This window comes from Haloarcula laminariae (genome assembly GCF_025457605.1).
Taxonomy (GTDB): domain Archaea; phylum Halobacteriota; class Halobacteria; order Halobacteriales; family Haloarculaceae; genus Haloarcula; species Haloarcula laminariae.
This window is the reverse complement of sequence record NZ_JAMZFY010000001.1, coordinates 806,821-828,714: the sequence shown is the minus strand read 5'-3', so window position 1 is coordinate 828,714 and position 21,894 is coordinate 806,821. Positions and strand designations below refer to the sequence as shown.

24 protein-coding genes are annotated in these 21,894 nt (G+C 68.2%); 15 read left to right on the top strand and 9 right to left on the bottom strand.

The genetic code is table 11. The features are described from left to right. From NJQ98_RS04310 to NJQ98_RS04265, 10 genes are all read left to right on the top strand, one after another. Positions 1-1,362: a sodium:calcium antiporter gene (locus NJQ98_RS04310; RefSeq protein WP_262178731.1), complete on the top strand. Its 1,362-nt coding sequence runs from the start codon at positions 1-3 to the stop codon at positions 1,360-1,362. Further along, the gene (locus NJQ98_RS04305; protein ID WP_262176065.1) at positions 1,362-2,744 is read left to right on the top strand and encodes a D-aminoacyl-tRNA deacylase; all 1,383 of its coding nucleotides are present in this window, start codon (positions 1,362-1,364) and stop codon (positions 2,742-2,744) included. The genes NJQ98_RS04310 and NJQ98_RS04305 overlap by 1 nt, the downstream gene beginning before the upstream one ends. A 93-nt stretch (positions 2,745-2,837) precedes the next feature. Beyond that, the gene (ftsZ, locus tag NJQ98_RS04300; RefSeq protein WP_262176062.1) at positions 2,838-4,004 is read left to right on the top strand and encodes a cell division protein FtsZ; all 1,167 of its coding nucleotides are present in this window, start codon (positions 2,838-2,840) and stop codon (positions 4,002-4,004) included. A 175-nt stretch (positions 4,005-4,179) separates the two neighbouring features. Next, on the top strand, positions 4,180-5,712 hold the full coding sequence (locus NJQ98_RS04295) for a methyl-accepting chemotaxis protein (protein WP_262176060.1): 1,533 nt from the start codon (positions 4,180-4,182) through the stop codon (positions 5,710-5,712). 52 nt (positions 5,713-5,764) lie between these two features. Beyond that, complete coding sequence (locus tag NJQ98_RS04290; protein ID WP_262176058.1) at positions 5,765-6,031, top strand: hypothetical protein; 267 nt, start codon at positions 5,765-5,767, stop codon at positions 6,029-6,031. 64 nt (positions 6,032-6,095) lie between these two features. Continuing rightward, complete coding sequence (locus NJQ98_RS04285) at positions 6,096-6,275, top strand: protein translocase SEC61 complex subunit gamma (RefSeq protein WP_262176056.1); 180 nt, start codon at positions 6,096-6,098, stop codon at positions 6,273-6,275. Positions 6,276-6,279: 4 nt separating this feature from the next. Further along, on the top strand, positions 6,280-6,717 hold the full coding sequence (locus NJQ98_RS04280) for a transcription elongation factor Spt5 (RefSeq protein WP_262176054.1): 438 nt from the start codon (positions 6,280-6,282) through the stop codon (positions 6,715-6,717). Positions 6,718-7,119: 402 nt separating this feature from the next. Further along, positions 7,120-8,055, top strand: a complete 936-nt coding sequence (locus NJQ98_RS04275; protein WP_262176053.1) for an ABC transporter ATP-binding protein — start codon at positions 7,120-7,122, stop codon at positions 8,053-8,055. Next, the gene (locus NJQ98_RS04270; protein ID WP_262176051.1) at positions 8,052-8,900 is read left to right on the top strand and encodes an ABC transporter permease; all 849 of its coding nucleotides are present in this window, start codon (positions 8,052-8,054) and stop codon (positions 8,898-8,900) included. Before NJQ98_RS04275 ends, NJQ98_RS04270 begins: the two co-directional genes overlap by 4 nt. Then, a complete protein-coding gene (locus NJQ98_RS04265; protein ID WP_262176049.1) occupies positions 8,900-9,568 on the top strand; it encodes a hypothetical protein in 669 nt (222 codons plus the stop codon). Before NJQ98_RS04270 ends, NJQ98_RS04265 begins: the two co-directional genes overlap by 1 nt. Positions 9,569-9,597: 29 nt before the next feature. Here the strand turns inward: NJQ98_RS04265 and NJQ98_RS04260 are convergent, their stop codons facing one another. Next, complete coding sequence (locus NJQ98_RS04260) at positions 9,598-9,888, bottom strand: DUF7565 family protein (RefSeq protein ID WP_262176048.1); 291 nt, start codon at positions 9,886-9,888, stop codon at positions 9,598-9,600. Positions 9,889-9,989: 101 nt separating this feature from the next. On the opposite strand from NJQ98_RS04260, the gene NJQ98_RS04255 reads away from it, so the two are divergent. Beyond that, complete coding sequence (locus NJQ98_RS04255) at positions 9,990-10,751, top strand: PHP domain-containing protein (RefSeq protein WP_262176045.1); 762 nt, start codon at positions 9,990-9,992, stop codon at positions 10,749-10,751. Here the strand turns inward: NJQ98_RS04255 and NJQ98_RS04250 are convergent. Further along, entirely contained in the window at positions 10,748-11,254 is a 507-nt protein-coding gene (locus NJQ98_RS04250; protein ID WP_262176043.1) for a metal-dependent hydrolase, read from the bottom strand. The two genes, NJQ98_RS04255 and NJQ98_RS04250, sit on opposite strands and share 4 nt — an antisense overlap. Positions 11,255-11,291: 37 nt before the next feature. Continuing rightward, positions 11,292-11,798, bottom strand: a complete 507-nt coding sequence (locus tag NJQ98_RS04245; RefSeq protein WP_262176039.1) for a CinA family protein — start codon at positions 11,796-11,798, stop codon at positions 11,292-11,294. Between the two features lie 153 nt (positions 11,799-11,951). Between NJQ98_RS04245 and NJQ98_RS04240 the strand changes: the two genes are divergently transcribed. From NJQ98_RS04240 to NJQ98_RS04230, 3 genes are all read left to right on the top strand, one after another. Then, complete coding sequence (locus NJQ98_RS04240; protein ID WP_262176037.1) at positions 11,952-12,824, top strand: mechanosensitive ion channel family protein; 873 nt, start codon at positions 11,952-11,954, stop codon at positions 12,822-12,824. 159 nt (positions 12,825-12,983) lie between these two features. Beyond that, the gene (locus tag NJQ98_RS04235) at positions 12,984-13,127 is read left to right on the top strand and encodes a hypothetical protein (protein ID WP_262176034.1); all 144 of its coding nucleotides are present in this window, start codon (positions 12,984-12,986) and stop codon (positions 13,125-13,127) included. A gap of 37 nt (positions 13,128-13,164) precedes the next feature. Continuing rightward, on the top strand, positions 13,165-14,283 hold the full coding sequence (locus NJQ98_RS04230; RefSeq protein ID WP_262176033.1) for a pyridoxal phosphate-dependent aminotransferase: 1,119 nt from the start codon (positions 13,165-13,167) through the stop codon (positions 14,281-14,283). Positions 14,284-14,303: 20 nt separating this feature from the next. Here NJQ98_RS04230 and NJQ98_RS04225 read toward each other — a convergent pair whose 3' ends face one another. The 6 genes from NJQ98_RS04225 to glmS form a co-directional block, all read right to left on the bottom strand. Then, positions 14,304-14,753: a hypothetical protein gene (locus tag NJQ98_RS04225; protein WP_262176031.1), complete on the bottom strand. Its 450-nt coding sequence runs from the start codon at positions 14,751-14,753 to the stop codon at positions 14,304-14,306. Positions 14,754-15,159: 406 nt separating this feature from the next. Continuing rightward, a complete protein-coding gene (citE, locus tag NJQ98_RS04220) occupies positions 15,160-16,200 on the bottom strand; it encodes an L-malyl-CoA/beta-methylmalyl-CoA lyase (protein WP_277540575.1) in 1,041 nt (346 codons plus the stop codon). Next, positions 16,197-17,279 (bottom strand): 2-methylfumaryl-CoA hydratase, encoded by a 1,083-nt coding sequence (gene mch / locus NJQ98_RS04215; RefSeq protein WP_262176026.1) that lies wholly within the window; start codon positions 17,277-17,279, stop codon positions 16,197-16,199. Before mch ends, citE begins: the two co-directional genes overlap by 4 nt. Then, on the bottom strand, positions 17,272-18,585 hold the full coding sequence (locus tag NJQ98_RS04210) for a methylaspartate ammonia-lyase (RefSeq protein WP_262176023.1): 1,314 nt from the start codon (positions 18,583-18,585) through the stop codon (positions 17,272-17,274). The genes mch and NJQ98_RS04210 overlap by 8 nt, the downstream gene beginning before the upstream one ends. Further along, positions 18,575-20,029 (bottom strand): methylaspartate mutase subunit E, encoded by a 1,455-nt coding sequence (locus NJQ98_RS04205; RefSeq protein WP_262176019.1) that lies wholly within the window; start codon positions 20,027-20,029, stop codon positions 18,575-18,577. The genes NJQ98_RS04210 and NJQ98_RS04205 overlap by 11 nt, the downstream gene beginning before the upstream one ends. Positions 20,030-20,031: 2 nt before the next feature. Further along, a complete protein-coding gene (gene glmS / locus NJQ98_RS04200; RefSeq protein ID WP_262176017.1) occupies positions 20,032-20,472 on the bottom strand; it encodes a methylaspartate mutase subunit S in 441 nt (146 codons plus the stop codon). A 121-nt stretch (positions 20,473-20,593) separates the two neighbouring features. Between glmS and mct the strand changes: the two genes are divergently transcribed. Then, positions 20,594-21,784 carry a succinyl-CoA:mesaconate CoA-transferase gene (gene mct / locus NJQ98_RS04195; RefSeq protein WP_262176014.1) on the top strand — a complete coding sequence of 397 codons (1,191 nt, stop codon included), beginning with the start codon at positions 20,594-20,596 and terminating at the stop codon, positions 21,782-21,784. Positions 21,785-21,894: the final 110 nt, after the last annotated feature.

The following is a 21,894-nucleotide window of genomic DNA, read 5'->3' as shown; positions in this document are numbered from 1 at the left end:
GTGCAGGTCGGGGCCGCAGCGCTGTTGACCGTCGGCTGGGTCGCCGTGTTGCTCCTCGGTATCGAACTCGACAACGTGGCGACCGTCGGGGTGAGCGGACTGGCCGTTCTCGGCGCGTCGTTTCTGCTGGCGTGGGGCGCCGAGACCGCGGAGAAGGACGTACCCAGGGCCTTCGCTATCGCCGTCCTCGCGGTGCTCGCGGTCGCGCCCGAGTACGCCGTCGACGCGCTGTACGCCTGGAACGCCGGGGCGGGCGGCGCGACGGCAGAGGCATGTAGCCAGCTGACCGCCGCAGAGATAGAGGCAAGCGGGACGACGCTGGCCCGGGGCTGTCACGACGCGAACCTGGCCATCGCGAACATGACCGGCGCGAACCGCATCCTCATCGGCATCGGCTGGGCCGGTATCGCCGTCTTCACCGTCTGGCGGGCGGCCAAGACCCGGGACCCGGCAGTCAAGAACCGCGACGGGCTCCTCAACGACGCGGTCGCGCTGGACCGCGACATCGCGACCGAGATAACCTTCCTCTTTCTGGCGACCGGGTGGGCCTTCCTCGTCCCGCTGGGGGGCGGCATCGGGCTGCTCGATACGCTGTTCCTGGTCGGGCTGTACGTCACTTACATCGGGCTCGTCCTGAAGTCCGACGTGGAGACCTCCGACCACACCGTCGGCGTCCCCAAGTACTTCCAGGGCTGGTCGCTGCCGTGGCGCCCGCTCGTCGTCCTCACGCTGTTTGCGTACTCCGGGCTGCTCATCTTCACCGCCGTCGAGCCCTTTGCCCACGGTCTGGAGGAAATCGGCCTCCAGAACGGCATCCCCGAGTTCTTCATGATTCAGTGGGTCGCACCGCTGGCCAGCGAGTCGCCCGAACTCATCGTCGTCGCGGTGTTGGTCAACAAGGCCCGGTCGACGGCCGGGTTCAACGCGCTCATCTCCTCGAAGCTCAACCAGTGGACGCTGCTCATCGGGACCATCGCCGTCGTCTACTCCATCGCGCTGGGCGGCCTCGGGACCTTGCCGTTCGACCAGAAGCAGGCCGCCGAAATCTGGATTACCGCCGCCCAGTCGTACTTCGCGCTGGCCATCCTCTGTAACTTCGAGATATCCATCCGCGAGGCCGTCGTCCTCTTCGGGCTGTTCATCTCCCAGGTCATACTCGAATTCGCCCTCATCCGGGACCTCGTGGGGCTGCCGTTCGACAGCTACGAGCTACTCGTCGGCTACGCCGTGCTGTACCTCGTCATCGGGACGGCGCTGTTTGCGCTACGGCGGCGGGCCCTCGCGGAGCTGTTCGGGCTGGCCGGGGACGCCTTCCGGACCGCGATAGGCCGTGAGCCGGTCCACGAGGAGCTGGCGGACTGATGCTCGCTATCGTCGTTTCGCGGGCCGACGAGGCCAGTACGCACATCGGCGAGCAACTGCTCGACGCGGCCGACTGGACCGAGACGGTCGACGACGACCGCTCCGACGCCGACGGCGGCGGGACCGTCTACCGGACCGACGGGGCCGAACTCCGGGAGTTCGACGGGCCCCACCTGGAACTCGAACACGCGGCGACGGCGTTCGACGACCCCGAACTGCTGGTCTTCGCCTCCAAACACGCCGGCGAGACCGGACAGTTGCTGACAGCCCATCACACCGGGAACTTCGGCGAGGCCGAGTACGGCGGCGAGAGCGGCCGCTTCGCACGCGCCGCCCCGAACGCCCACCGCGCCGTCCTCGACGCGCTGGCGGACCACGCCCCCGACGGGTACGACGTGGGGATGGAGTGTACCCACCACGGCCCGACCGAGGTGGGCGTCCCGTCGATGTTCGTGGAGGTCGGCAGCGCCGAGCCACAGTGGCGCGACCCCGGGGCGGCGCGGGCAGCCGCCAGGGCGATTCTGGACTTGCGGGGCGTCCCGGCCGACGCGCCCGACGAGGGGGGACGCCGCCGCCAGCTCGTCGGCTTCGGCGGGGGCCACTACGTCCCCCAGTTCGAGCGGGTCGCCCGGGAGACCGACTGGGCGGTCGGTCACATCGGGGCCGACTGGTGTCTGTCGGACCTGAGCGAATGGGTGCGGCTCGCGGACGATACGTCGGCAGGCGACATCGACGACCAGTACGAGACCGTCCTCGGGCGCGCTGTCGCGGCCAGCGGCGCGGAGTACGCGCTCGTCACCGGCGGCCACCCCGACCTCGCCGAGACGGTCGAGTCGCTGGGCTACCGCGTCGTGGGCGAGCGGTTCGTCCGCGAGACGACCGGCGTCCCGCTCGGGTTCGTCGAGTCGGTGGAGGCAGCGGTCGGCCCCGTCGACGACGGCCTCCGCTTCGGCGAGGCGGCGACGGACCCGCCGGACGACTGGGACGTCGTGACCCTGCCCGAGGAGCTCGTCTCGGAGGCGACCGGTATCGACGCCGAGCGCGTCCGCGACTGGTTCGCGGCGAACACGCTCGCGTTCGGGACGACACAGCAGGGCACCGTCGTCACCGGGCCGGCCGTCCTGGCCGCGGGGGCCGAGCGCTCGGCCGTCGTCGACGCGCTGGCCGATGTCCTCCGGGAGCGCTACGACAGCGTCGAGCGCGACGGCGACGGGCTGCGCGCCCGCGAGCAGCGGTTCGACCCGGAGCTCGCCGAGACGCTCGGCATCCCCGAAGGGCCGAAGTACGGGAAGCTGTCCGCCGGCCGGTCCGTCGAGGTCGACGGGCGGGAGATAGAGCCGGAGACGGTCCACAGCGAGCGTATACGTCGCTTTACGTTGTAAGAAATCGGCCCGAGAGTGGCCGCAGAGCTGTCAGTCATCCGTCTGACACAGGGGGAAAACTAATGAGTGTTCGTCTGCAACGGGGATTTAAATATGGACTCGATTATCGACGACGCCATCGACGAGGCCGAAGGGGAGCGCGAGGAGAGCGCTGACCCCGAGGCCAACAGCCAGCACGAACCGACCCCGGAGCGGGAGGACCCCTCCACGTCCGGGACGATGACCGACGACGAGCTCGCGAGCGTCGTCAAGGACCTCGAAACCAAGATAACCGTCGTCGGCTGTGGCGGCGCCGGCGGCAACACGGTCACGCGGATGATGGAGGAGGGCATCCACGGCGCGAAGCTGGTCGCCGCGAACACGGACGCCCAGCACCTCGCCGACGAGGTGGAGGCCGACACGAAGATTCTGATGGGCCGCGAGCGCACCGGCGGTCGCGGTGCCGGCTCGGTCCCGAAGATAGGCGAAGAAGCCGCCCAGGAGGATATCGAGGACATCCAGCAGTCTATCTCGGGGTCTGACATGGTCTTCGTCACGGCCGGGCTCGGCGGCGGAACGGGAACCGGGTCCGCCCCCGTCGTCGCCCAGGCCGCACAGGAGGAGGGGGCGCTCACTATCTCCATCGTCACCATCCCCTTCACCGCGGAGGGCGAACGCCGACGGGCCAACGCCGACGCCGGCCTCGAACGCCTGCGCTCCGTTTCCGACACCGTCATCGTCGTTCCGAACGACCGCCTGCTGGACTACGCCCCCAGCATGCCCCTGCAGGACGCCTTCAAAATCTGTGACCGCGTGCTGATGCGCTCGGTCAAGGGGATGACCGAACTGATTACCAAGCCCGGCCTGGTCAACGTGGACTTCGCCGACGTCCGGACTATCATGGAGAACGGCGGCGTCGCCATGATAGGGCTGGGCGAGAGCGACTCTGAGAACAAGGCCCAAGACTCCATCCGGTCGGCGCTTCGCTCGCCGCTCTTGGACGTGGAGTTCGACGGCGCCAACTCCGCCCTGGTCAACGTCGTCGGCGGTCCCGACATGTCCATCGAGGAGGCCGAGGGCGTCGTCGAGGAGATATACGACCGCATCGACCCCGACGCCCGCATCATCTGGGGCGCCTCCGTCAACAACGACTTCGAGGGGAAAATGGAGACGATGATAGTGGTCACCGGCGTCGAGAGCCCACAGATTTACGGGCAAAGCGAGGGTCAGCAGGCGCGAGCGGGCCAGCAGGCCAGCGAAGAAATCGACTACGTGGACTGACCGGTCTCCGTTCGAGGCTCTGTATCTAGGCGGAGCGGTCACCTGTGGCGTCCTCGATAGTCGGGCAGCAGCGAGGCGCAGTACGGAGCGCTTCGGCGTCTGCCGAACGTAATCCGAATTCATATTGTTCTATTATGATAAATATTATACCACCGTCCAAGAGTTGTTGTTCCATATGCGAAGAGAGGACCGACCGACAGATGCGGACAGAGAGGCGACGCCGGACGGTGGCGTGGTGACCGACCCTACCCGGGCTCCCGACGAACTCCACTACCGGATGATTCTCGACCGCATCGACACGCCTATCTTCGTTCTCGACGCCGACGGCGACATTCTGCACTGGAACAGTTCGCTCGCGGCCCTGACGGGGGAGTCCCAGGCCGGAGCGGTCGAACTCACGGAGGAACACGGCGTCGTCGGGCCGGCGTTCTACCACGACGGGCGGCGGTCGATGACCCTCGCAGAGAAGGTGATAGAGGCCCCGGAAGACTGCGACGAGGAGTACGACGTGCCCCGCGTCGACGACGTCGACTACGCGCTGTACGCCGACGAGAGCGTGATGAAAGACGCCCGCGGCGAGGACCGACACATCCGGTTCAGCGCCGCGCCCATATACGACGACGACGGCGAACTGACCGGCGTCGTCGAGATGATACAGGACCGGACCGAGGACGCCAAACGGCAGGAGCAGCTCCGGGGGATAGTCGCCGAGCTGCAGTCGACGATGGCCGACATCGAGGCCGGGCACCTCCAGTCACGCGCGTCCGTCGACGAGACCGGGTACGTCGACGACGAGCTGCTCGACGTCGTCGACTCGCTCAACCAGATGGCGGCGCGGCTCGACGACATCGTTTCGGACGTCGCCGGCCGGACCGACGACCTCCACGACTCCGTCGAGTCGGTCGCGGACAGCAGCCAGCGCGTGTCCGACATCTCCGACGAGCAGTCGGAGGCCCTCGCGAGCGTCAGCCAAGAGGTGTCGAACCTCTCGGCGACCGTCGAGGAGATAGCCTCGACGAGCGACCAGGTGGCCTCGACGGCCCGAAACGCCGACGAGGCCGCCTCGGAGGTCCAGGAGACCGCCGAGGAGACCGAGCGCGTGATGCAGAAGGTCGGCGAGTCGGCCGCGGAAGTCACCGACGACGTGACCTCGCTGCGGGACCGGATGGACGAGATAGACGAAATCGTCGACGTCATCGACGAGATAGCCGACGAGACGAACATGCTGGCGCTGAACGCCTCTATCGAGGCCGCCAGAGCCGGCGAGGCCGGCGAGGGCTTCGCCGTCGTCGCCGACGAGGTCAAGAACCTCGCCGAGGAGTCCCAGGAACGGGCCTCGCAGATAGAGAAGATGGTCGGGCGCATCAAGGCCGACACCCAGGAGACCGTCGAGAACCTGGAGGAGACGACCGAGCAGGTCGAGCGCGGTATCGAACAGGTCGAGTCGGCCACCGAGGCGCTGACCGACATCGTCACCGCCATCGAGGAGACGGCCGAGGGCATCGAACAGGTGTCCGCGGCGACGAACGACCAGGCCGCAAGCACCGAAGAGATAGCGAGTATGCTCGACCAGGTGGTCGAGCGGGCCGAAGACATCTCCGCCGAGATGCAGGCGACCGCCGAGAGCACCCAGGAACAGGCCCGACAGGTCGACGAGATAAACGCCACCGTCAGCCGCCTGTCCGGGGACGGCGCCGGGCGCGACTGATGCTAACTAGTTAGGGGGTACCCACACCCGCGCCTGGTGCTTCGTTCGTTGTATGGCCACAGACGCAGCGGCTGACGACACCGACGTGGGCAGCGCGCTCTCGGACCTCGGGGACTCGATGGCGGAACTCAACACCAACACGACCGGTCTCGGCGACGCCGTAGAGCAGTTGCGGGCCGCCACCCAGCGGCTGTGCGAGCAACAGACTGTGGTCTCCGAACAGATGTCGAAGACGGTGCAGGCACTCGACCGGGACTCGGGAGCGGCCCCGACGGCGACGCCCGCCAGTGCGGGCCCGAGCGCCGTCGCCGATGACTGAGCGGGGTTAGCCGCCACCGACGCCGACCACAATATAGAAAAGCCACCGGCGGATAGGGCCACGCATGAACGTTCCGTACGACCTCACCTCCTACGTTCGCGTACTCAAACTGGCGAGTACGCCCGACTGGGAGGAGTTCTCACAGATTGCAAAGATTGCCGGTGCCGGTATCGTCCTGGTGGGACTCATCGGCTTCATCATCTTCGCCCTGATGACGTTCGTCCCGGGCAGCAAGCCGGTGTAAGCAGATGGGTATCTACGCAGTCAAAACCACGGCGAGCCAGGAGCGGACCGTCGCGGACATGATAATCAACCGCGAGGAGCCCGACATCCACGCGGCGCTGGCGCCCGATTCGCTGACGAGCTACGTCATGGTCGAGGCCGACGACCACAACGTCTTCGACCGCATCCTCGACGAGATTCCCCACGCCAACGGCGTCGTCCAGGGCGAGTCCTCGATGGCGGAGGTCGAACACTTCCTCTCGCCGAAACCCGACGTGGAGGGCATCGCCGAGGGCGACATCGTCGAACTCATCGCCGGCCCGTTCAAGGGCGAGAAGGCCCAGGTCCAGCGCATCGACGAGGGCAAGGACCAGGTCACCGTCGAACTGTACGAGGCGACGGTCCCGATTCCGGTCACCGTGCGCGGGGACCAGATTCGCGTGCTGGATAGCGAAGAGCGCTGAAGCGCTCTTCGGACAGGTCGAGCGGGGAGCGCAGCGACCCGTGAGGCGCCGAAGGGCGGTCTCTCCCCGGCGGTGAAGCCGCCGGTTCGCGGGACCGAACTGAGTCGTCCGAAAGACGCGACGCGCTTTTCGTGATGAGCGTGGGACCGGGGGTCCTACGAACCATGAGGTCCCGCATTTTCGCTCACGTTTCGGCCGCCGATGAGCCCCAGGTGGAGATAGCTCTCTCCGCAACCACCGAGTTACGAGCGGTCTCCCTCCGCGTCCGTTTTCGGACATGTAACATGTACTGGCCCCCGATACAGGCCTGATTGTACAACGTCGTCCCCGAGCCGTCGGTCAAAATCCGGTCGAACCGTCGGGAAGTTTTACACTCCCATGTGATGACGGTTCGGTTATAAGATGGCAGCTATTCGAACGGACGGGCTGACGAAGCGCTTCGGTGACGTGGTCGCGGTCGACGACCTCGACCTCACAATCGACGAGGGGGAGGTCTTTGGCTTTCTCGGGCCCAACGGCGCGGGGAAGTCGACGACCATCAACCTCCTGCTGGATTTCATCCGCCCGACGGCGGGGAGCGTCGAGGTGCTCGGACAGGACGCACAGACCGACCCCGAGGCGATACGCGAGCGGGTCGGGGTGCTCCCGGAGGGGTACGGCTTCGACGACCCCCTGACGGGGCGGGAGTATCTCTCGTGGGCTATCCGGACGAAGCGGGCCGACGACGACCCCGACGAACTCCTCGACCTCGTGGGGCTGGCCGGCGACGGCGGCCGCATGGCCGGTGACTACTCCAAGGGGATGCAACAGCGCCTGGCGTTCGCCATCGCGCTGGTGGACGACCCCGACCTCCTGATTCTGGACGAGCCCTCGACGGGGCTGGACCCCAACGGCATCCAGCAGCTGCGCGACGTGGTCCGCGAGCGGGCCGACCAGGGGACGACCGTCTTCTTCTCCAGTCACATCCTCTCGGAGGTCGAGGCGGTCAGCGACCGGGTGGGCGTGATGAACGAGGGCGAACTGGTCGCCGTCGACAGCATCGAAGGGCTGCGCGAGAACGCGGGCGGACACGCCACCCTGCATCTGGACTGTACGACGCCGCCGACGGGACTCGGCGTCGACGCCCTGTCCGGGGTCGCGCGGGCGACCGTCGAGGACCGGACGCTGGTGGTCGACTGCACCGACCCGGCCGCGAAGGTCGACGTGGTCACCCACGTCGCCGAGCGCGCGACCGTCGAGGACATCCGCTCCGAGACGGTCTCCCTGGAGACGCTGTTCAACGACCTGACCGGCGGCGGCCGCGACGACGCTCGCGCCGCCGAGGAGGTCCCGCAGTGACGCTGCGCGATGTCACCCGGAAGGACTTCACGGCGGCGCGGCGGTCCCGGGCGCTGTGGGCCGTGGCGACGTTTCTGGGCCTGATGACGGCGGTCATCGCCTTCGGCGTCTCGGGCTATCGGCTCACCCCGCGGGAGACCGTGATACAGCTGTTCCGGACCATGGGCGGGGTCTTCGGACTCCTCCTCCCCATCGTCGCGCTGGTGGCCAGCTACATGGCCATCGCCGGGGAACGGGAGAGCGGCGGCGTGAAGTTCCTGCTGGGGCTGCCAAACAGCCGCCGCGACGTGTTCCTCGGGAAGCTGGCGAGCCGGCTCGGCGTCGTCACGGCCGGGGTCGCGTTCATGTTCGCCACTGCCACCGCGATGGCCGTGGCCCGCAACGGCGCCCTCCCGCTGGGCGTCATCGTCGGGATGTTCGTCGTCTCGTGGCTCTACGCGGCCGTCTTCGTTGCCGTCGCCGTGTCGCTGTCGGCCGCCGTCGCCGAGCGGAGCCGGGCCATCGCCGCCGCGGTGGGGTCGTACTTCGGGCTGGTGTTGCTGTATGTCATCCCGGGGGTCAGCGTCGCCTTGCTCGTCCGGTACGTCCACCAGACGCTGCTGGGGTTCGAGGCGAACGTCGACCTCTACAACGCCATCCTCTACACCAGCCCGCTTATCGCCTACCGGAAGGCGATGAACCTCGTGGTTCCCTCTGAGTTCGAGCGGGAGGTCCTCCAGCGGGCCGGGGAGGGCGATACGCTGCCGGCGTATCTCGGTGACGAGATGTCGCTGCTGGTCTTCGCCGTCTGGCTGGCGGTGCCACTGGCGCTTGGCTACTGGCGGTTCCAGGGGGCGGACCTCTGATGGTCGACGACACGGCCCGGACCGCGGCGATGGTCCTGCTCGTGGTCGGTGTCGCCGCGCTGCTCGTTCCGGCCCTGTTCCCGGTCCAGCAGGTGCTCTACCACGACACCGGCGACGGGACGATGGAGAACCGCTCGCAACTCGAAGCCGAGGGCTACACCGTCATCGCGTACGAAAACCTCTCCGAGCGGGGTCAGGAGATATACGTGTCCTCGCTGCGCTCCCCGAACCACGAGTACACCGTGCCGGTCGGCGAGGGGGCACCCGAGTTCCCGTACGACGAGGCGAACAACGTCGGCGAGGTGACTACCTCGGAGGAGTACGAGGAGCGCCAGCGACGCACCAGCGTCGTCATCGAGCGGCCCGACAACGCCGACCTCCCGCCGCCCGACGAGCCGGTCGACCGTATCAGGGTTGAGTCGCCGAATTCCGAGGAAGCGGCGGACGGTCGGACGGCGTCGGGCGGTGAGACCACGGAGACGTCGCCCGAGCAGTCGAGAGAGCAGCGGGTCGAACAGCGGCGACAGGTGATTGCGACGTACGACATGCTGACGGTCCGGCAGGGGACGCCGCCGGCGACCCACAGGGGGACCCTCCTGCGGCTGGGGTCGGTGCTGTTCGGGGCGGTCGCCATCGGGGTCGGGGGCTATCTCCGGTCGCGGCCCTGACCGCCGTCAGTTCGGGGTGGCTGGCGGCCTCACCCTTCCAGGCGCTCGATGACTTCGTTCATGTCCGCCTCGGACTCGATGGACTCCTTGATGTTCTCGCGCCGGCGGACCTCCGCGGCGGAGGCGTCGTAGGCGCGGACGTACTCGGCGCGGGAGTGTTCGTCGAAGGCGTGCTTGATGGCGAAGTAGCCGTCGGGGACGACGGTCCCACAGACCTTGCAGGTGATGCGGTCGTGCTCTTTCGACTGGTGGACGATGAGCTCCTCGACGCGGTCGAACTGGCTGTCGTCGCCCTCGATGGCACACTCCCAGCGTGGCATTGCTGTGAGGCAGGCACCCCGATGGTAAAAGCGTTCGCCACGGCACAGCGACACTTCCCGAAATAGAAACCCATAATGGGGCGACCGGGGTAACCCGACCCGTGACGAGCGAGGGGTTCACCGTCGACCTGCACGTGAAGGTTCTCGACGACCAGGTCGTCGAACGAGCGAAAGCGCGCGGGCTCGACGCGCTGGTGTATGCACCCCACTTCACCCGCCTGCCCGACATCCGGGCCAAGGCGCGGTCGTTCTCCGACGAGGAACTCACCGTCTACCCCGGCCGCGAGCTGTTCACCGGGACCTGGCAGCGACGGCGCCACATACTTGCCGTGGGCCTGGAGGAGATGGTGCCCGACTTCCTGACGCTCGACGGGACCATGGCCGAACTGCAGCGACAAGGGGCGGCGGTGCTGGTCCCCCACCCCGGCTTCCTCTCGGTGAGTCTCGGCCCCGAGGAGCTTGAGACCTACCGGGAGACCATCGACGCCATCGAGGTGTACAACCCCAAGTTCCTGCCCCACCACAGCCGGCGCGCCAGCCGCCTCGCCGACCGGACGGGGCTGCCGACGTTCACGTCGTCGTACGCGCATCTCCCGGGGACCATCGGGGAGGCGTGGGTCGCCTTCGACGAGCCCTTCGCCGACGAGTCGTCCTTCGCAGCCGCCCTACGGGCGGGCGTCAGCCGCGACATCCGCCACCGCAAGGGGGTTTCTCACACGCTCCGCCGCGGCGTCGAGTTCGCGCATCTGGGCTACGAGAACAGCTGGGAGAAGTTCGACCGCGTCATGCTGCAGGGTACGGCACCGACCCACCCCGACCACGTGGCCTACGGCGGGGCGTTCGACGACGTGAAAGTGTACTAGGCGACCGACCCGAGCGCGTTGGTCAGCACCTCGGTCGCTTCCGGCGGGAGATACGTCGGGAGGACGTACACCAGCGCGCCGACGGCGGCCAGTTCGAGTATCGTGATAGCGACGGTGACGACCTCGGCGTGGTCGCTCGACGTGGTCACGCCGGTCGGGAAGCCGTACTCCGTGTCCGAGATGGGGTAAAAGAGGGCGATGCCCCGCCGCGACCCGACCATGTCGAGCACGTAGTGTGTCAGGACGCCGAGCCACACCCACTGGAGGTTCCCGCCGTGGTACACCGGGTGGGCGAAAAACAGCAGGAGCACCGGCAGGTTGTGGAGGGTCTTGCGGTGCTTGCCGAAGGCGGTGTCGACGTCCGGGAACAGGGCCCCCAGGACCACCGGAAGGAACACTTCGGCAATAGTCGCGAACGTCGAAACGTCCCCGGACGGGTCGAGGACGTATCCTAACCCGATACTCAACAGGACCGCGTTCAGAACGTGGCCACGTTTGTTCATTCAGCCGGCTCGACGACACCCCGACCGAAAGCTCTTGCTACTGATTCTGTACTTTTTCCAATAGTTCCGCCAGCGCCCGACGAGCGATCTTCGCTTTCACCTCGGTCCGGGACCCCTCGAACTCGTAGTGTGAGACCGTACAGCCCGACTCGCCCGTCTCCCAGGGGGCCGCGCAGGCGACGGCGATGTAGACGGTCCCGACAGGGGTCTCCGGGCTGCCGCCGGTCGGCCCGGCCACGCCCGTCGTCGCCACGCCCCAGTCGGTCCCCGCGGTGTCCCTGACGCCGCGGGCCATCTCGGCCGCGACCGGCTCCGAGACCGCGCCGTGGTCGTCCAGGGCCTCCCGGGAGACGGCGAGCAGCTCCTGTTTGGCCTCGTAGGAGTAGGTCACCAGCGAGCGGTCGAAGTAGGCCGAAGAACCGGACACGTCGGTCACCAGCGAGCCGACCAGCCCGCCGGTGCAGGACTCGGCGACCGCGACGTTCTCGTCGCGCTCGCGTAGCGCCGCGCCGACGCGCTGTTCGATTGGGTCGTCCTCTGTCATGTCTCGGTGGTTCGGCCGGCGGCCGAATAAGCGTTCAGCCGTGGCGCGGGCCCGTTAGTTGAACCGCCGAGCGAAGGTGAATAAATATGTTGTGGCCGCCGTGCTAGTGATAACAATTAGTTATATACTGCTAAACGTGCTGGTAAGGGTGTGATGCCCACACTGTTACAGTTGGAAGCGCCCGCCGGGCTCGTGCCAGCGGTGGTATCGTTCCTGCTGACCGTCGTGACGTTCGTCGTCGCGTTCGTCGTCCTGTATCTGGTGGGGAAGTCCGTCCTCGTCAGGATGACCAAACGGACGCTCAACGCCCGCGAGTTCTCGCCCGCGATTGTGAGTCTCGGCTCCAGTATCGCCGGCGCCGTCGCGCTGTTTGGCGCCGTGGCGGTCGCCGCGACCGTCGCCGGCTTCCCGACGATTCTGGCCGCCTTCGCGACCATCACCGGCGCGCTCGCGCTGGGTGTCGCCTTCGCCGCGGGCGATATCATCGAGAACTTCGTCGCCGGCATCTTCATCCTCAAGGACAAGCCCTTCGAGGTCGGCGACTACATCGAGTGGGACGGCAACGGCGGCATCGTCCGCGAGATAAACCTCCGCGTCTCGAAGCTCGACACGTGGGACAACGAGCAGCTGACGGTTCCGAACGGCGAGCTGGCAAACGCCGTCGTGAAGAACACGCAGGCCCACGAGACCCGTCGGGTCACGGTCGACTTCGGCGTCGACTACGGCTCCGACGTGGACGAGGCGCGGGAGATAATCATCGAAGAAATCGAGGCCATCGACGGCGTCCTGGCGGACCCGGCGCCGTCGGCCCCCCTCACCACCCTCGGTGACTCCGCCATCGTGTTCAACGCCCGGATGTGGATCAACCCACAGGAGACCGGCGCCGGCGGCGTCAAGCACAAGCTGACCGAGTCGGTGATGGACCGCTTCGACGAGGCGGACATCGGGTTCCCGTACCCCCACACCCAGGTCGTCGGCGAGCTGGACGTCAACCAGCGCGACGCCGGCGCCGTCGCGGACGACTGAGACGGTCGGTCGAACCGGCGGTTTGCCGGGACGGCTCCGGCAAATCACGGGGACGGGCTCCAACTGACCGCTCGACGCGGTTCGGCCCGTGGCCTTCTTTTCGGCGACGCGCCGACGAACCGCCCCTGAAGCTTTCAGTTCCGGCCCCGGACGTGTCATATGGCCTATCGGACAACGGTCGGCTGGTCGCTCCTCTCTTCGGGCATCGTGACGCTCCTGCTCGGCTTTCTGCCGGGCACGGACCTCTTCTGGGGGATACTCCTCGTGGTCGTCGGAGGGGTGACGCTGTACGTCAGGCAGTGACGGAAGAGCAAAGTCCGTCGGCCCGTCCAGGGACGGTATGGACTACGAGACCCCGCAGTTCTACCGGGTCATGCAGTACGCCGCTCGCGCCGACCGCGACGTGGTCGACATGGTCTCGGGCAGCCCGGACTGGGACCCGCCGGCCGGCGTCCGAGCCGGACTGCGCGAGTACGCCGACGGCGACGCCGCGGCGTTCCAGTACGCCCCGAGCAGGGGGCTCCGCGGGCTCCGGGAACAAATCGCCGCCCGCCACGGCGTCACCGAGGACCGGGTCGTCGTCACGAACGGCGCCGGGGAGGCCAACCACCTCGCGATGACCGGCGGGCTCGACCGCTTTTCCGGCGACGAGATACTGCTCGCGGACCCGGTCTACCCCTACTACGCCGGGCGGGCGAACTTCCTCGACGCCGAGACGACGTTTGTCCCGGTCGGCGCCGACGGTCGGCTCGACCCCGAGGCGGTGCGGGCGACGGCGAGTTCGGAGACGGCGGTCATCGTCGTCAACTCGCCGAACAACCCGACCGGCGCGGTGTACGACGCCGACGCGATGGCCGCCTTCGCCGCCGTCGCCGAGGAGTGTGACGCCCTGCTCGTCTCCGACGAGGTGTACGACCACTTCGACTACTCGGGGCGGTTCAGTTCCGCGCTCGACTGCGCGTCGCCCAACGTCGTCGCGACGAACGCCTTCTCGAAGTCGATGGCCATCACCGGCTTCCGCGTGGGCTATGCCGTCTTCCCACCGGCCGACGGGCCGACCGGCGGCCTCGTCGAGCGGGCGACGACGCGGCACATGTTGACCAACGTCAGCGGCTCCCGCCCGGCCCAGTACGCCGTCCAGCGGGCGATGGAGACGACCGACGCCGCCTACTACGAGGCCGCCCGCGACCGGCTCCGAGGGCGCATCGACCGATTTTGTGCGGCGCTCGACGAAGCGGGCGCGGTCTACACCCACCCCGACGGCGGCTTCTACGTGCTGGCCCGGTTCCCCGACTTCCCGGGCACGTTCGACAACGCCGAGCGGCTGGTCGACGAGGCCGGCGTCGCGGGGATGCCCGGCGCGGCCTTCGGCGAGGCCCGTACCGACTCGCTGCGCTTCTCGCTGACGACACCCCGGGTCGAGACGGCGGCCGAGCGGCTGGTCGACTACTTCGGGTAGGCCGAACGCGGCGGCTCGCGCTACCGGACGTCGGAGTCGTCTTCGACGCCGCCGCCGGGTTCGCTTTCCGACTGTGCCTCCGAGGCGCCTTGCTCGTGAACACCGCTGTCATCGACCGGTATCGTCCGGGCCTCCTCCTGCTGTTCGGGCTCGGACTGCATCGTCTCGCGGCGCCCGCCGTCGCCGACGTCGACCGGAATCCGCTCGCGGAGGTCGCTGGCCAGCGACTCGACCCGCCGCCGGACGGTCCCGGCCTGGTCCTCGAACTTCTCGACGGTGCGGTCGACGCGGTGGACGCGCTCCTTGGGAATCTGTTTCATCAGGTCGTTGCCGTCCTCGTCGGTGCCGGTCCGGACCATCCAGTGGTCGCGGGCGTACACTATCTCCTCGTTGTCGACGGTGTCCTGGATGACGCCCTCCTCCGGGTCCTCGTAGACTATCGTCGCCTGTCCGAGTTCGATTTCGTCCATACGGTTGTCTAATTGACACTACTGACACTTACATACTCGGTCGAAACACAGAGCAGTGTGTAGTTAAGCGGTACCGTCGGCAAACAGCCAGAAAGCCCCAGCTGGCTCCAGTCAGGGGCCTCGCTGTGGTCCTCACTGCGTTGCGGTCCTTGCGTCGGCCGCCTTCCTGGAGCCAGCCGCCCCTTTCAGCCCCACCCGAAGCCGGTTGACCAACCGTCATGGGTGGGGCTGAAAGGGGCCGCGTTCTCAGCGAACCCCGGCGATGCAAGCACTGGAACGAGCGAAGCGAGTGAAGGGCGCAGCGAGCCGCGGGAGCTGAGAACGCGGGGGCTTTCTGGCTCTCTGAGTCGGTTTCTGCTAAAGTAAACACGACCAAGCCAGTAACGACACCGCGAAGCCGGGACGCTCAGTTGAATATCAGGTCGACGTCCAGCGTCCGCTCCAGCAGCCCGGCGTCGTAGAACTCGCCGGTCTGTCCGGGGTGGGTCTCGTCGATGGCCCGCACCTGCAGGACGGTGTTGGCGAAGTTCTTGTACGTGGCCTCGTCGACCATCTGGCCGTCGACGACGACGGCGCCGGTCCCCTCGCGCTTGGCGTCGTTGAACGCCTCAATCTTGGTCAGGTCCCGGTCCAGCTCCTCGGGACTCGGCATGTGGATGCGGTTGGCCTGGGCGGTCTGTTTGGGGTGGAGGGACCAGGAGCCGTCGATACCGATGGTCGCCTCGTGTTCGACCTGGTCGGCGTACCCCTCGGCGTTGTAGTAGGTGACGCCCGCCCGCTCGTGAAAGAGCTGGTCGAAGGGGCCGCCGATGGAGACGACGCCCGCGGCGCTGGTCTCGTTCGAGAGCGCCTCCAGCAGCCCGTCCCACCGCGGGCGCTCGCCGCCGAGCGCGCGCCCGCCCAGTTCCGCGGTGTAATCGACGGGGCCGAAGACCAGCCCGGAGAGGCGCGAGTCGGCCGCGAACTGGCATATCTCCCGCAGGTCCGAGCGTGCGGGCGCGGTCTCGAGGATGATAGCCATATCGAGCGCGCCGTCGTCGAGGCCCGCCTCGCGCTCGGCCTCGGCCAGCATCCCGGCCGCCTCGCGCACGTCGTCGACGCGGCCCACCTTCGGGAAGACGAACCCGTCGAGGTGGTCGCCGACCTCGTCCGCGAGCCGGCGGACCTGCTCGGTGCCGCGCTCGCGGAACTGTGGGTCGTCGTAGGCCCACTCCACGCGGGGGAGTATCTCGCCCGCGAAGTCGGGGGCGTGGTCGGGCAACCGGTCGACGATGTTGTCGACGGCCTCGGCTTTCATCGAGGGAGCGGTCCCGTCCTCGATGTCGGGGACGAGCCAATCGGGCGTCGAGAACCCCTCGCTGGTGAGTCCCGAGTCGAGGAACTTCGCGCTGTTGTCTTTCGGCACGGCGGCTGGTGCGGTCTGGAAAGTTCGGCAGAGTCGTGTCATTGTCGGGTGATGAGTGCGGTTCGCCGGCCGCTGTAGACCGGGCTGTGTTCCTGGTTGAACGCGACGTGTTCGAAGGTCACGGCCCCCGCGGTCGGGGGGCCGGCCTCGCTATCGCAGTCCAGCACGCGGGTGAAGCCGTAGATGGTGTCACCCAGCGTGACGAAGTCGTGGAACCGCTCGTTCTCGAAGCGCCGCTCGCGGTAGGTCGCCTCGTCCGAGCGGGCGTGTGCCAGCGCGATGGAGCGGGTCACGTCGCCGTAGGCGACGATGTCGCCGGACGGCGAGTCCGCCATCGCGTCGCGGTTGTGGTGCTGGCGGGCCGTGTTGAGCGTCGCCAGCGGGAGGCCGGCGACGAGGCGCTCGTCCATCGTCCGGCCCCGCTCGTGGCGGTAGGCGACGGCGGCGTCGGCGTCCCGAGCGCGGTCGAGCGCCGTGCGGAACGCCTCGAAGGTGCCGCCATCCGGGGTGACGAGTGTCGGGGGCAGCTCGGGGCCGTCGGCGGGGGAGCTGTCGTCCGCCACCGTGCCGCTCCCGTCGGCCGCCATCGGCTCGCGCCGCGGTATCATGTTCGTCCGCTCGTAGGAGACCAGCTCCTCGCCGGTCTCGCGGTCCCGGCCCACGGACTCCCAGGTCACGATGCCGTAGTTCGGACGCGACGAGGAGGTCCGGGTGTCGACGACGGTGGAGGTCACGTCCAGTTCGGTCCCCGGATACGCGGTCCGCTGGAACGCGACGTTCGTCCGGCCGAGGAAGTAGCCGCCCTTCTCCGAGAGGTCCTCGACGGTGACGCCCATCACGCAGGCCAGCAGGTAGTCCGGGTGGGCCGGCGGCTCGTCGAACCCCCGCTCCCGGGCGTCGTCGGGCCGCCAGTAGGCCGGGTCGTGGTTCAGCGTCTGGCCCATCCACTCCTCGTTGCCGTGCTGGCTGAGCCGCAGTCCGGGGTCGTGGTGTATCTCGTCGCCCTCGTCGAAGAACTCGAAGTAGTGGCCCTTCTCGCGCGTCTCGGCGCGGTCGAGCAGCGTCCCGAAGAGCCGCTCGTCCGAGCAGTCGATGGCGTCGGGGGCCGTCCAGTCAGTCATCGTCGCCACCTCCCGTCGGTCGCGCCTCGCTACTCGGCTCGCCGGCGACCGCGCACCCTCCGGTTGTGGCGGTCACGCGGGTCGCCCGCCGCATCTCGTTGGTGACGACCATGAACCCCTCGTCGAAGCCCATCCCGGGCTTTGCCAGCACCTGTGCGGCATCGGTCGCCAGCGCCACGTGGGCACAGGCCCGCGCGGAGGTGACCGTCTCGTTGCAGGTGCCGCCGAGATACGCGCGGGTGTCGGTGCCGTCGCAGTACAGCACCGCCTCCGCGGAGCGCTGGATGCCGCCCAGGTCGGGCGTCTTTATCTGGACCACGTCGGCCGCGCCCTCGTCGACGAACGCCCGCACGTCGTCGAAGGTGTTGCACCACTCGTCGGCGACGATGTCGACATCGACGCCCGCCGAGTCGAGCGCCCCGCGGAGTTCGGCCATCCGTTCGATCTGGGCCTCGCGGCTGCCGGCGTCCATCGGGCCCTCGACCTGCAGCGGGTAGGGCGCGGCGGCCGCCCGCAGGGACTCGAAGTAGTCCGTGACCTCGGGGCGGTCGTAGGGCGGGCCGAACACCTCCCCGAGGATGCCGTAGACGTCGACGTGGAAGCGCGGGTCGTACCCCTCGGAGCCGAGCGTGTCGGCCAGCTCGGAGAGCCCGGAGAGGTACTCGCGCAGCGTCTCGCCCTCCCGGCCCACCTTCTCGACGCTGTTGAACAGGCCGTGGGGGAGCACCGGGACGCCCTTCAGCAGCATCTTCTCGGCGTTGGTCCAGCGCTCGTCGCCGGACTGACCGAACACCGGCACCGGCTCGGTCGCGGGCTCGGTGTCATAGGCCGCGGCGAGCACGTCGGTCGGCGTCACGCCCCGCGCCTTCGCTGCCGCGTTCAGCAGGGCCTGTGAGACCCCGTAGCGAACGGCGGTGTGCAGGCGGTCGCCGCCGGAGCGCTGGGCGTCCATGGCTTCGAGCGTCTCGGCGTTGTCCCGGAACAGCGTGGCGTCACGGCCCCGGAGCGCGTCGGCGACGGTGCCCTCCACGACGGGTCGGTACTCGCTCGCGCGGAAGAGGGGGTCCCGGCCGCCGGCGCCCGAGTACTGCACCGCGGCGCAGTCGCCGGTGACGACGGTCCCGTCGGCGAGTTGGAGTTCGACGATGAGCGACTCGCCGGCCTCGCGGACCCGCTCGAACCCCGCCGTCTTCGGCGGGCCGTCGTAGGCGAACCCCCGCTGGGTGGCGCCCGCTTTGATGGCCCGCTGGTCGTCGAAGAAGAAGCCGGAGACCCCCGGAATCGCCCGGACCGACTCAATCCGCATCGCTGGCACCTCCCCGGTGGCCGGCGGGGCGACCGATGAGCTTCCCGTCGCTGATGGCGTCCACGTCGTCGGCGACCATCCGGAACGACTGGTCCCGGCCCTCGGTGCGGGCGCGCTCGCCGAGTTTCGCCTTGTGCGTCTCCTTGATGTCGGCGGGCAGGGCGAGGTCGGCGAACTCGAAGATGCGCACGCGGCCGTCGTCGTCGCGGGCGGGCAACACCGCCCCGGCCGCCGCGTCCGAGGGGGCAAAGGGCACGTCCATCGCGCCGCTGTCGAAGGCGGCGATGACGCCCCGGGCCACGTCGCCGTCGCCGGCCCGCTCGATGGCGTCGATGAGGGCCTTCGTGGCCCGCTCGATGAGTCGCTGTTCGTCGTCGATACCGCCGAGGTCGATGTCTTGCTCTATCATCATATCGATTAGCTGTCGCGTGGTGCGCAGGCCGGCGGCGTTTGCTTCCTTCGTGGGCACCCCCTGGAACTCCTCCGGGGACTTGGTGATGACCTTGTCCGGCCTCGCGACCGCCGCCGTCGCCCCGCCGAGGCTGATGACGCCGTTGGCGCGGGCCTCGTCGGGCGGGAACCCGCCCATCCACTCGTGGAAGACGGTCGTGACGGTCACCGCGTCGGGGAGGTACTCCTCGCCCAGTTTCCGCAGGGCACGCAGGGCGGCCACATCCTGGACGAGGTTGCCGACCTGCCCGTAGCCCAGCGTCACCGAGCGCACGCCCTGCGTGGCCGCGAGCTTCCCCTCGATGAGCATCACCGCGATGGCGATGCAGGGCGGGACCAGCGTGCCGGTCAGCGGGCCGAACGGCTCGCGGTTGATAGTGACGCCGCGCTCGGTGTAGGCGCCACAGAGCCGGTCGACGAACTGCCAGTGTTCGATGGTCGTCGCGAGGTCGTGGCGCTTGGTGTAGGGGATGTTGTACGAGATGGGGCCGCCCTCGAAGGACTGGAAGCCGCCGGCGAGGGTGACCATCGCCAGCAGGCGGGCGTCGGGGGTGCCGTGGCGCACCTCGATGGGGGCGTCCAGCGCCCGGATGAGCCGCCGGCAGTCCTCGACGCCGTGGTTGACGGCGGGGAAGCCGTTGAGCTCGTCCGTGTCTTCGTTTCTGGACGCGGCCAGCCCCTCCTCCGCTTTCTCGTACTGGTTGTCCCGCGTGTACGAGTCGATGGTCGTCGGCAGCAGGTCCGCGCCGCCCTGGTCCTGGAGATACCGCAGCAGGTCTATCTGGTCCTCCAGACAGGGGACGCCGGCGCGCGGCTGCAACAGCGGCCGGTCGGCCGACTCCAGCACGGGGGCGAACTGCTTGCCCTCGGGCAGGGACTCGTGGAAGGCGACGGCCTCCTCGAAGTCGACGGTCCGGCCGGTGTGCCAGTCGTCGCGCAGGTCGTTTGCGATGCGCTGTAGCTCGTCGGCGGGGAGCTTGCTGTCCGTGAGCATGGTCAGCCGTCGACCCTGACCGGCTCGCCCTCTGTGGTCGTGAGCTTGAGGTCGCGGCGCAGCGCGGCGATGGCCTCCTCCGGGTCGGTCTCCGCGTCGAAGACCCGGTCGAAACCCATCTCCGTGAACTGCTCGCGCGTGTCCTCGAAGTCGTCCTGCCCGACGGCGAGGTTCCCGCCGACGTACGTGGGCACGTCGATGCCGGCTTCGGCGAGCCGGTCGTGGAACCCCTCGCAGTCCTGACGGGCGTGCCCGTACAGGGAGGATACCAATACCGCCTCGGCGTCGTGGGACTTGGCTGCGCTGACGAACTCCTCTTGTGAGGTCTGGACGCCGAGGTTGACAACCTCGAAGCCAGCGGCCGACAGCGCCTGCTCGAGAATCGTGATACCGACGACGTGTGCGTCGGAACCGATCACGCCGAGGATGACGGTACGGGGCATGTGCTCTGTCCTGGTTTCGGGTCGGATATAAACCTAATGGTCTTTCATGATAATACGTCCTAAAGGAATTTATAATGATTTATCACCAGGATTTATACCGGTGCCCGCTATCGGTTTCGCTATGAGCGCGCTTGCCGACCTGCGGGTGCTCGACCTCACACAGGTCCTCGCCGGGCCGTACTGCACGATGTTGCTCGCCGACATGGGCGCGGACGTGGTAAAGATAGAGCGGCCGGGCGGCGACCTCATCCGGGAGAACCCCCCGTACGTCGACGACGCCGACGCGGAGGCCTACGGCGGCTACTTCCAGAGCGTCAACCGCGGCAAGCGCTCGCTGGAGCTCGACCTCGGTGCCGACGCCGACCGCGAGGCGTTTCTCTCGCTGGTCGAGCGGGCCGACGTGGTCGTGGAGAACTTCAAGGCCGGGACGATGGAGAAGTACGACTGCGGCTACGAGACACTGAAAGAGCGTAATCCGGAGCTCGTCTACTCCTCCATCCGCGGCTTTGGCGACCCGCGCACGGGCGAGACCGAGCGCCAGGGCCAGCCATCGTTCGACCTCATCGCGCAGGCGCTGGGCGGCGTAATGGAGATAACCGGGCAGGAAGACGGGCCGCCGACGAAAGTCGGCCCGGGCGTGGGCGACCTCTTCACCGCGGCGCTCAACGCAGTCGGCATCCTCGCGGCGGTCCACCATCGCGAGCGCACCGGCGAGGGCCAGTACGTCGACACCGCGATGTACGACTGCATGGTCTCGCTGACCGAACGCGCCGTCTACCAGTACTCCTGTGAGGGGGACTCGCCGACGCGGCAGGGCAACTCCCACCCGACGCTGTTTCCCTACGACGCCTTCGAGGCCGTCGACGGCTACGTCGTCATCGCCGCCTTCTCGGACGGCCACTGGGAGGAGCTCTGTGAGGCGATGGACCGGCCCGACCTGGCGGCCGATTACCCCGACGCCCCGAGCCGGCTAGCGAATCGCGAGCAGTTGCGCGGGGAAATCGCTGACTGGACGCGCAGACACGAGTCCGAGACGATTCTGGACCTGCTCGGCGGCCGGGTGCCGTCCGCGCCGGTGCAGGACACCGCGGATATCTTCGCCGACTCGCACGTCCACGACCGGGAGATGCTCGCCGACGTGGCCCAGCCCGGCGCCGACGGGGAGATGACCGTCGCTGGGAGCCCAATCAAGATGACGGAGACGATGCCCCGGCCGCGGGGGCGGGCGCCCCTGCTGGACGAGCACCGCGAGGAACTGCTGGACGAGGAACGCGCTGACAGCGGGCGGGGAGTCGCCAAGAGCGACGACTGAGAGGGCGTTCTCGCCCCGCCCCATCGGTGGACCGGCGGTCTAGTGGGATGCTAGCAGCTGACTATCACAGTACGCTCGGCACGGCACTACCAGCTAGTCGCTGGCACACC

Excerpts from the sequence above, each read along its gene's own strand:
- NJQ98_RS04240 (WP_262176037.1), top strand. The coding sequence starts at position 11,952 with ATGCCCACACTGTTACAGTTGGAAGCGCCCGCCGGGCTCGTGCCAGCG.
- glmS (WP_262176017.1), bottom strand. The coding sequence starts at position 20,472 with ATGCCCCGTACCGTCATCCTCGGCGTGATCGGTTCCGACGCACACGTC.
- NJQ98_RS04250 (WP_262176043.1), bottom strand. The coding sequence starts at position 11,254 with ATGAACAAACGTGGCCACGTTCTGAACGCGGTCCTGTTGAGTATCGGG.
- citE (WP_277540575.1), bottom strand. The coding sequence starts at position 16,200 with ATGACACGACTCTGCCGAACTTTCCAGACCGCACCAGCCGCCGTGCCG.
- NJQ98_RS04225 (WP_262176031.1), bottom strand. The coding sequence starts at position 14,753 with ATGGACGAAATCGAACTCGGACAGGCGACGATAGTCTACGAGGACCCG.
- NJQ98_RS04285 (WP_262176056.1), top strand. The coding sequence starts at position 6,096 with ATGAACGTTCCGTACGACCTCACCTCCTACGTTCGCGTACTCAAACTG.
- ftsZ (WP_262176062.1), top strand. The coding sequence starts at position 2,838 with ATGGACTCGATTATCGACGACGCCATCGACGAGGCCGAAGGGGAGCGC.
- NJQ98_RS04280 (WP_262176054.1), top strand. The coding sequence starts at position 6,280 with ATGGGTATCTACGCAGTCAAAACCACGGCGAGCCAGGAGCGGACCGTC.
- NJQ98_RS04230 (WP_262176033.1), top strand. The coding sequence starts at position 13,165 with ATGGACTACGAGACCCCGCAGTTCTACCGGGTCATGCAGTACGCCGCT.
- NJQ98_RS04295 (WP_262176060.1), top strand. The coding sequence starts at position 4,180 with ATGCGAAGAGAGGACCGACCGACAGATGCGGACAGAGAGGCGACGCCG.
- NJQ98_RS04245 (WP_262176039.1), bottom strand. The coding sequence starts at position 11,798 with ATGACAGAGGACGACCCAATCGAACAGCGCGTCGGCGCGGCGCTACGC.
- NJQ98_RS04290 (WP_262176058.1), top strand. The coding sequence starts at position 5,765 with ATGGCCACAGACGCAGCGGCTGACGACACCGACGTGGGCAGCGCGCTC.
- NJQ98_RS04275 (WP_262176053.1), top strand. The coding sequence starts at position 7,120 with ATGGCAGCTATTCGAACGGACGGGCTGACGAAGCGCTTCGGTGACGTG.
- NJQ98_RS04265 (WP_262176049.1), top strand. The coding sequence starts at position 8,900 with ATGGTCGACGACACGGCCCGGACCGCGGCGATGGTCCTGCTCGTGGTC.
- NJQ98_RS04210 (WP_262176023.1), bottom strand. The coding sequence starts at position 18,585 with ATGCGGATTGAGTCGGTCCGGGCGATTCCGGGGGTCTCCGGCTTCTTC.
- NJQ98_RS04260 (WP_262176048.1), bottom strand. The coding sequence starts at position 9,888 with ATGCCACGCTGGGAGTGTGCCATCGAGGGCGACGACAGCCAGTTCGAC.
- NJQ98_RS04305 (WP_262176065.1), top strand. The coding sequence starts at position 1,362 with ATGCTCGCTATCGTCGTTTCGCGGGCCGACGAGGCCAGTACGCACATC.
- mch (WP_262176026.1), bottom strand. The coding sequence starts at position 17,279 with ATGACTGACTGGACGGCCCCCGACGCCATCGACTGCTCGGACGAGCGG.
- NJQ98_RS04235 (WP_262176034.1), top strand. The coding sequence starts at position 12,984 with ATGGCCTATCGGACAACGGTCGGCTGGTCGCTCCTCTCTTCGGGCATC.
- NJQ98_RS04205 (WP_262176019.1), bottom strand. The coding sequence starts at position 20,029 with ATGCTCACGGACAGCAAGCTCCCCGCCGACGAGCTACAGCGCATCGCA.
- mct (WP_262176014.1), top strand. The coding sequence starts at position 20,594 with ATGAGCGCGCTTGCCGACCTGCGGGTGCTCGACCTCACACAGGTCCTC.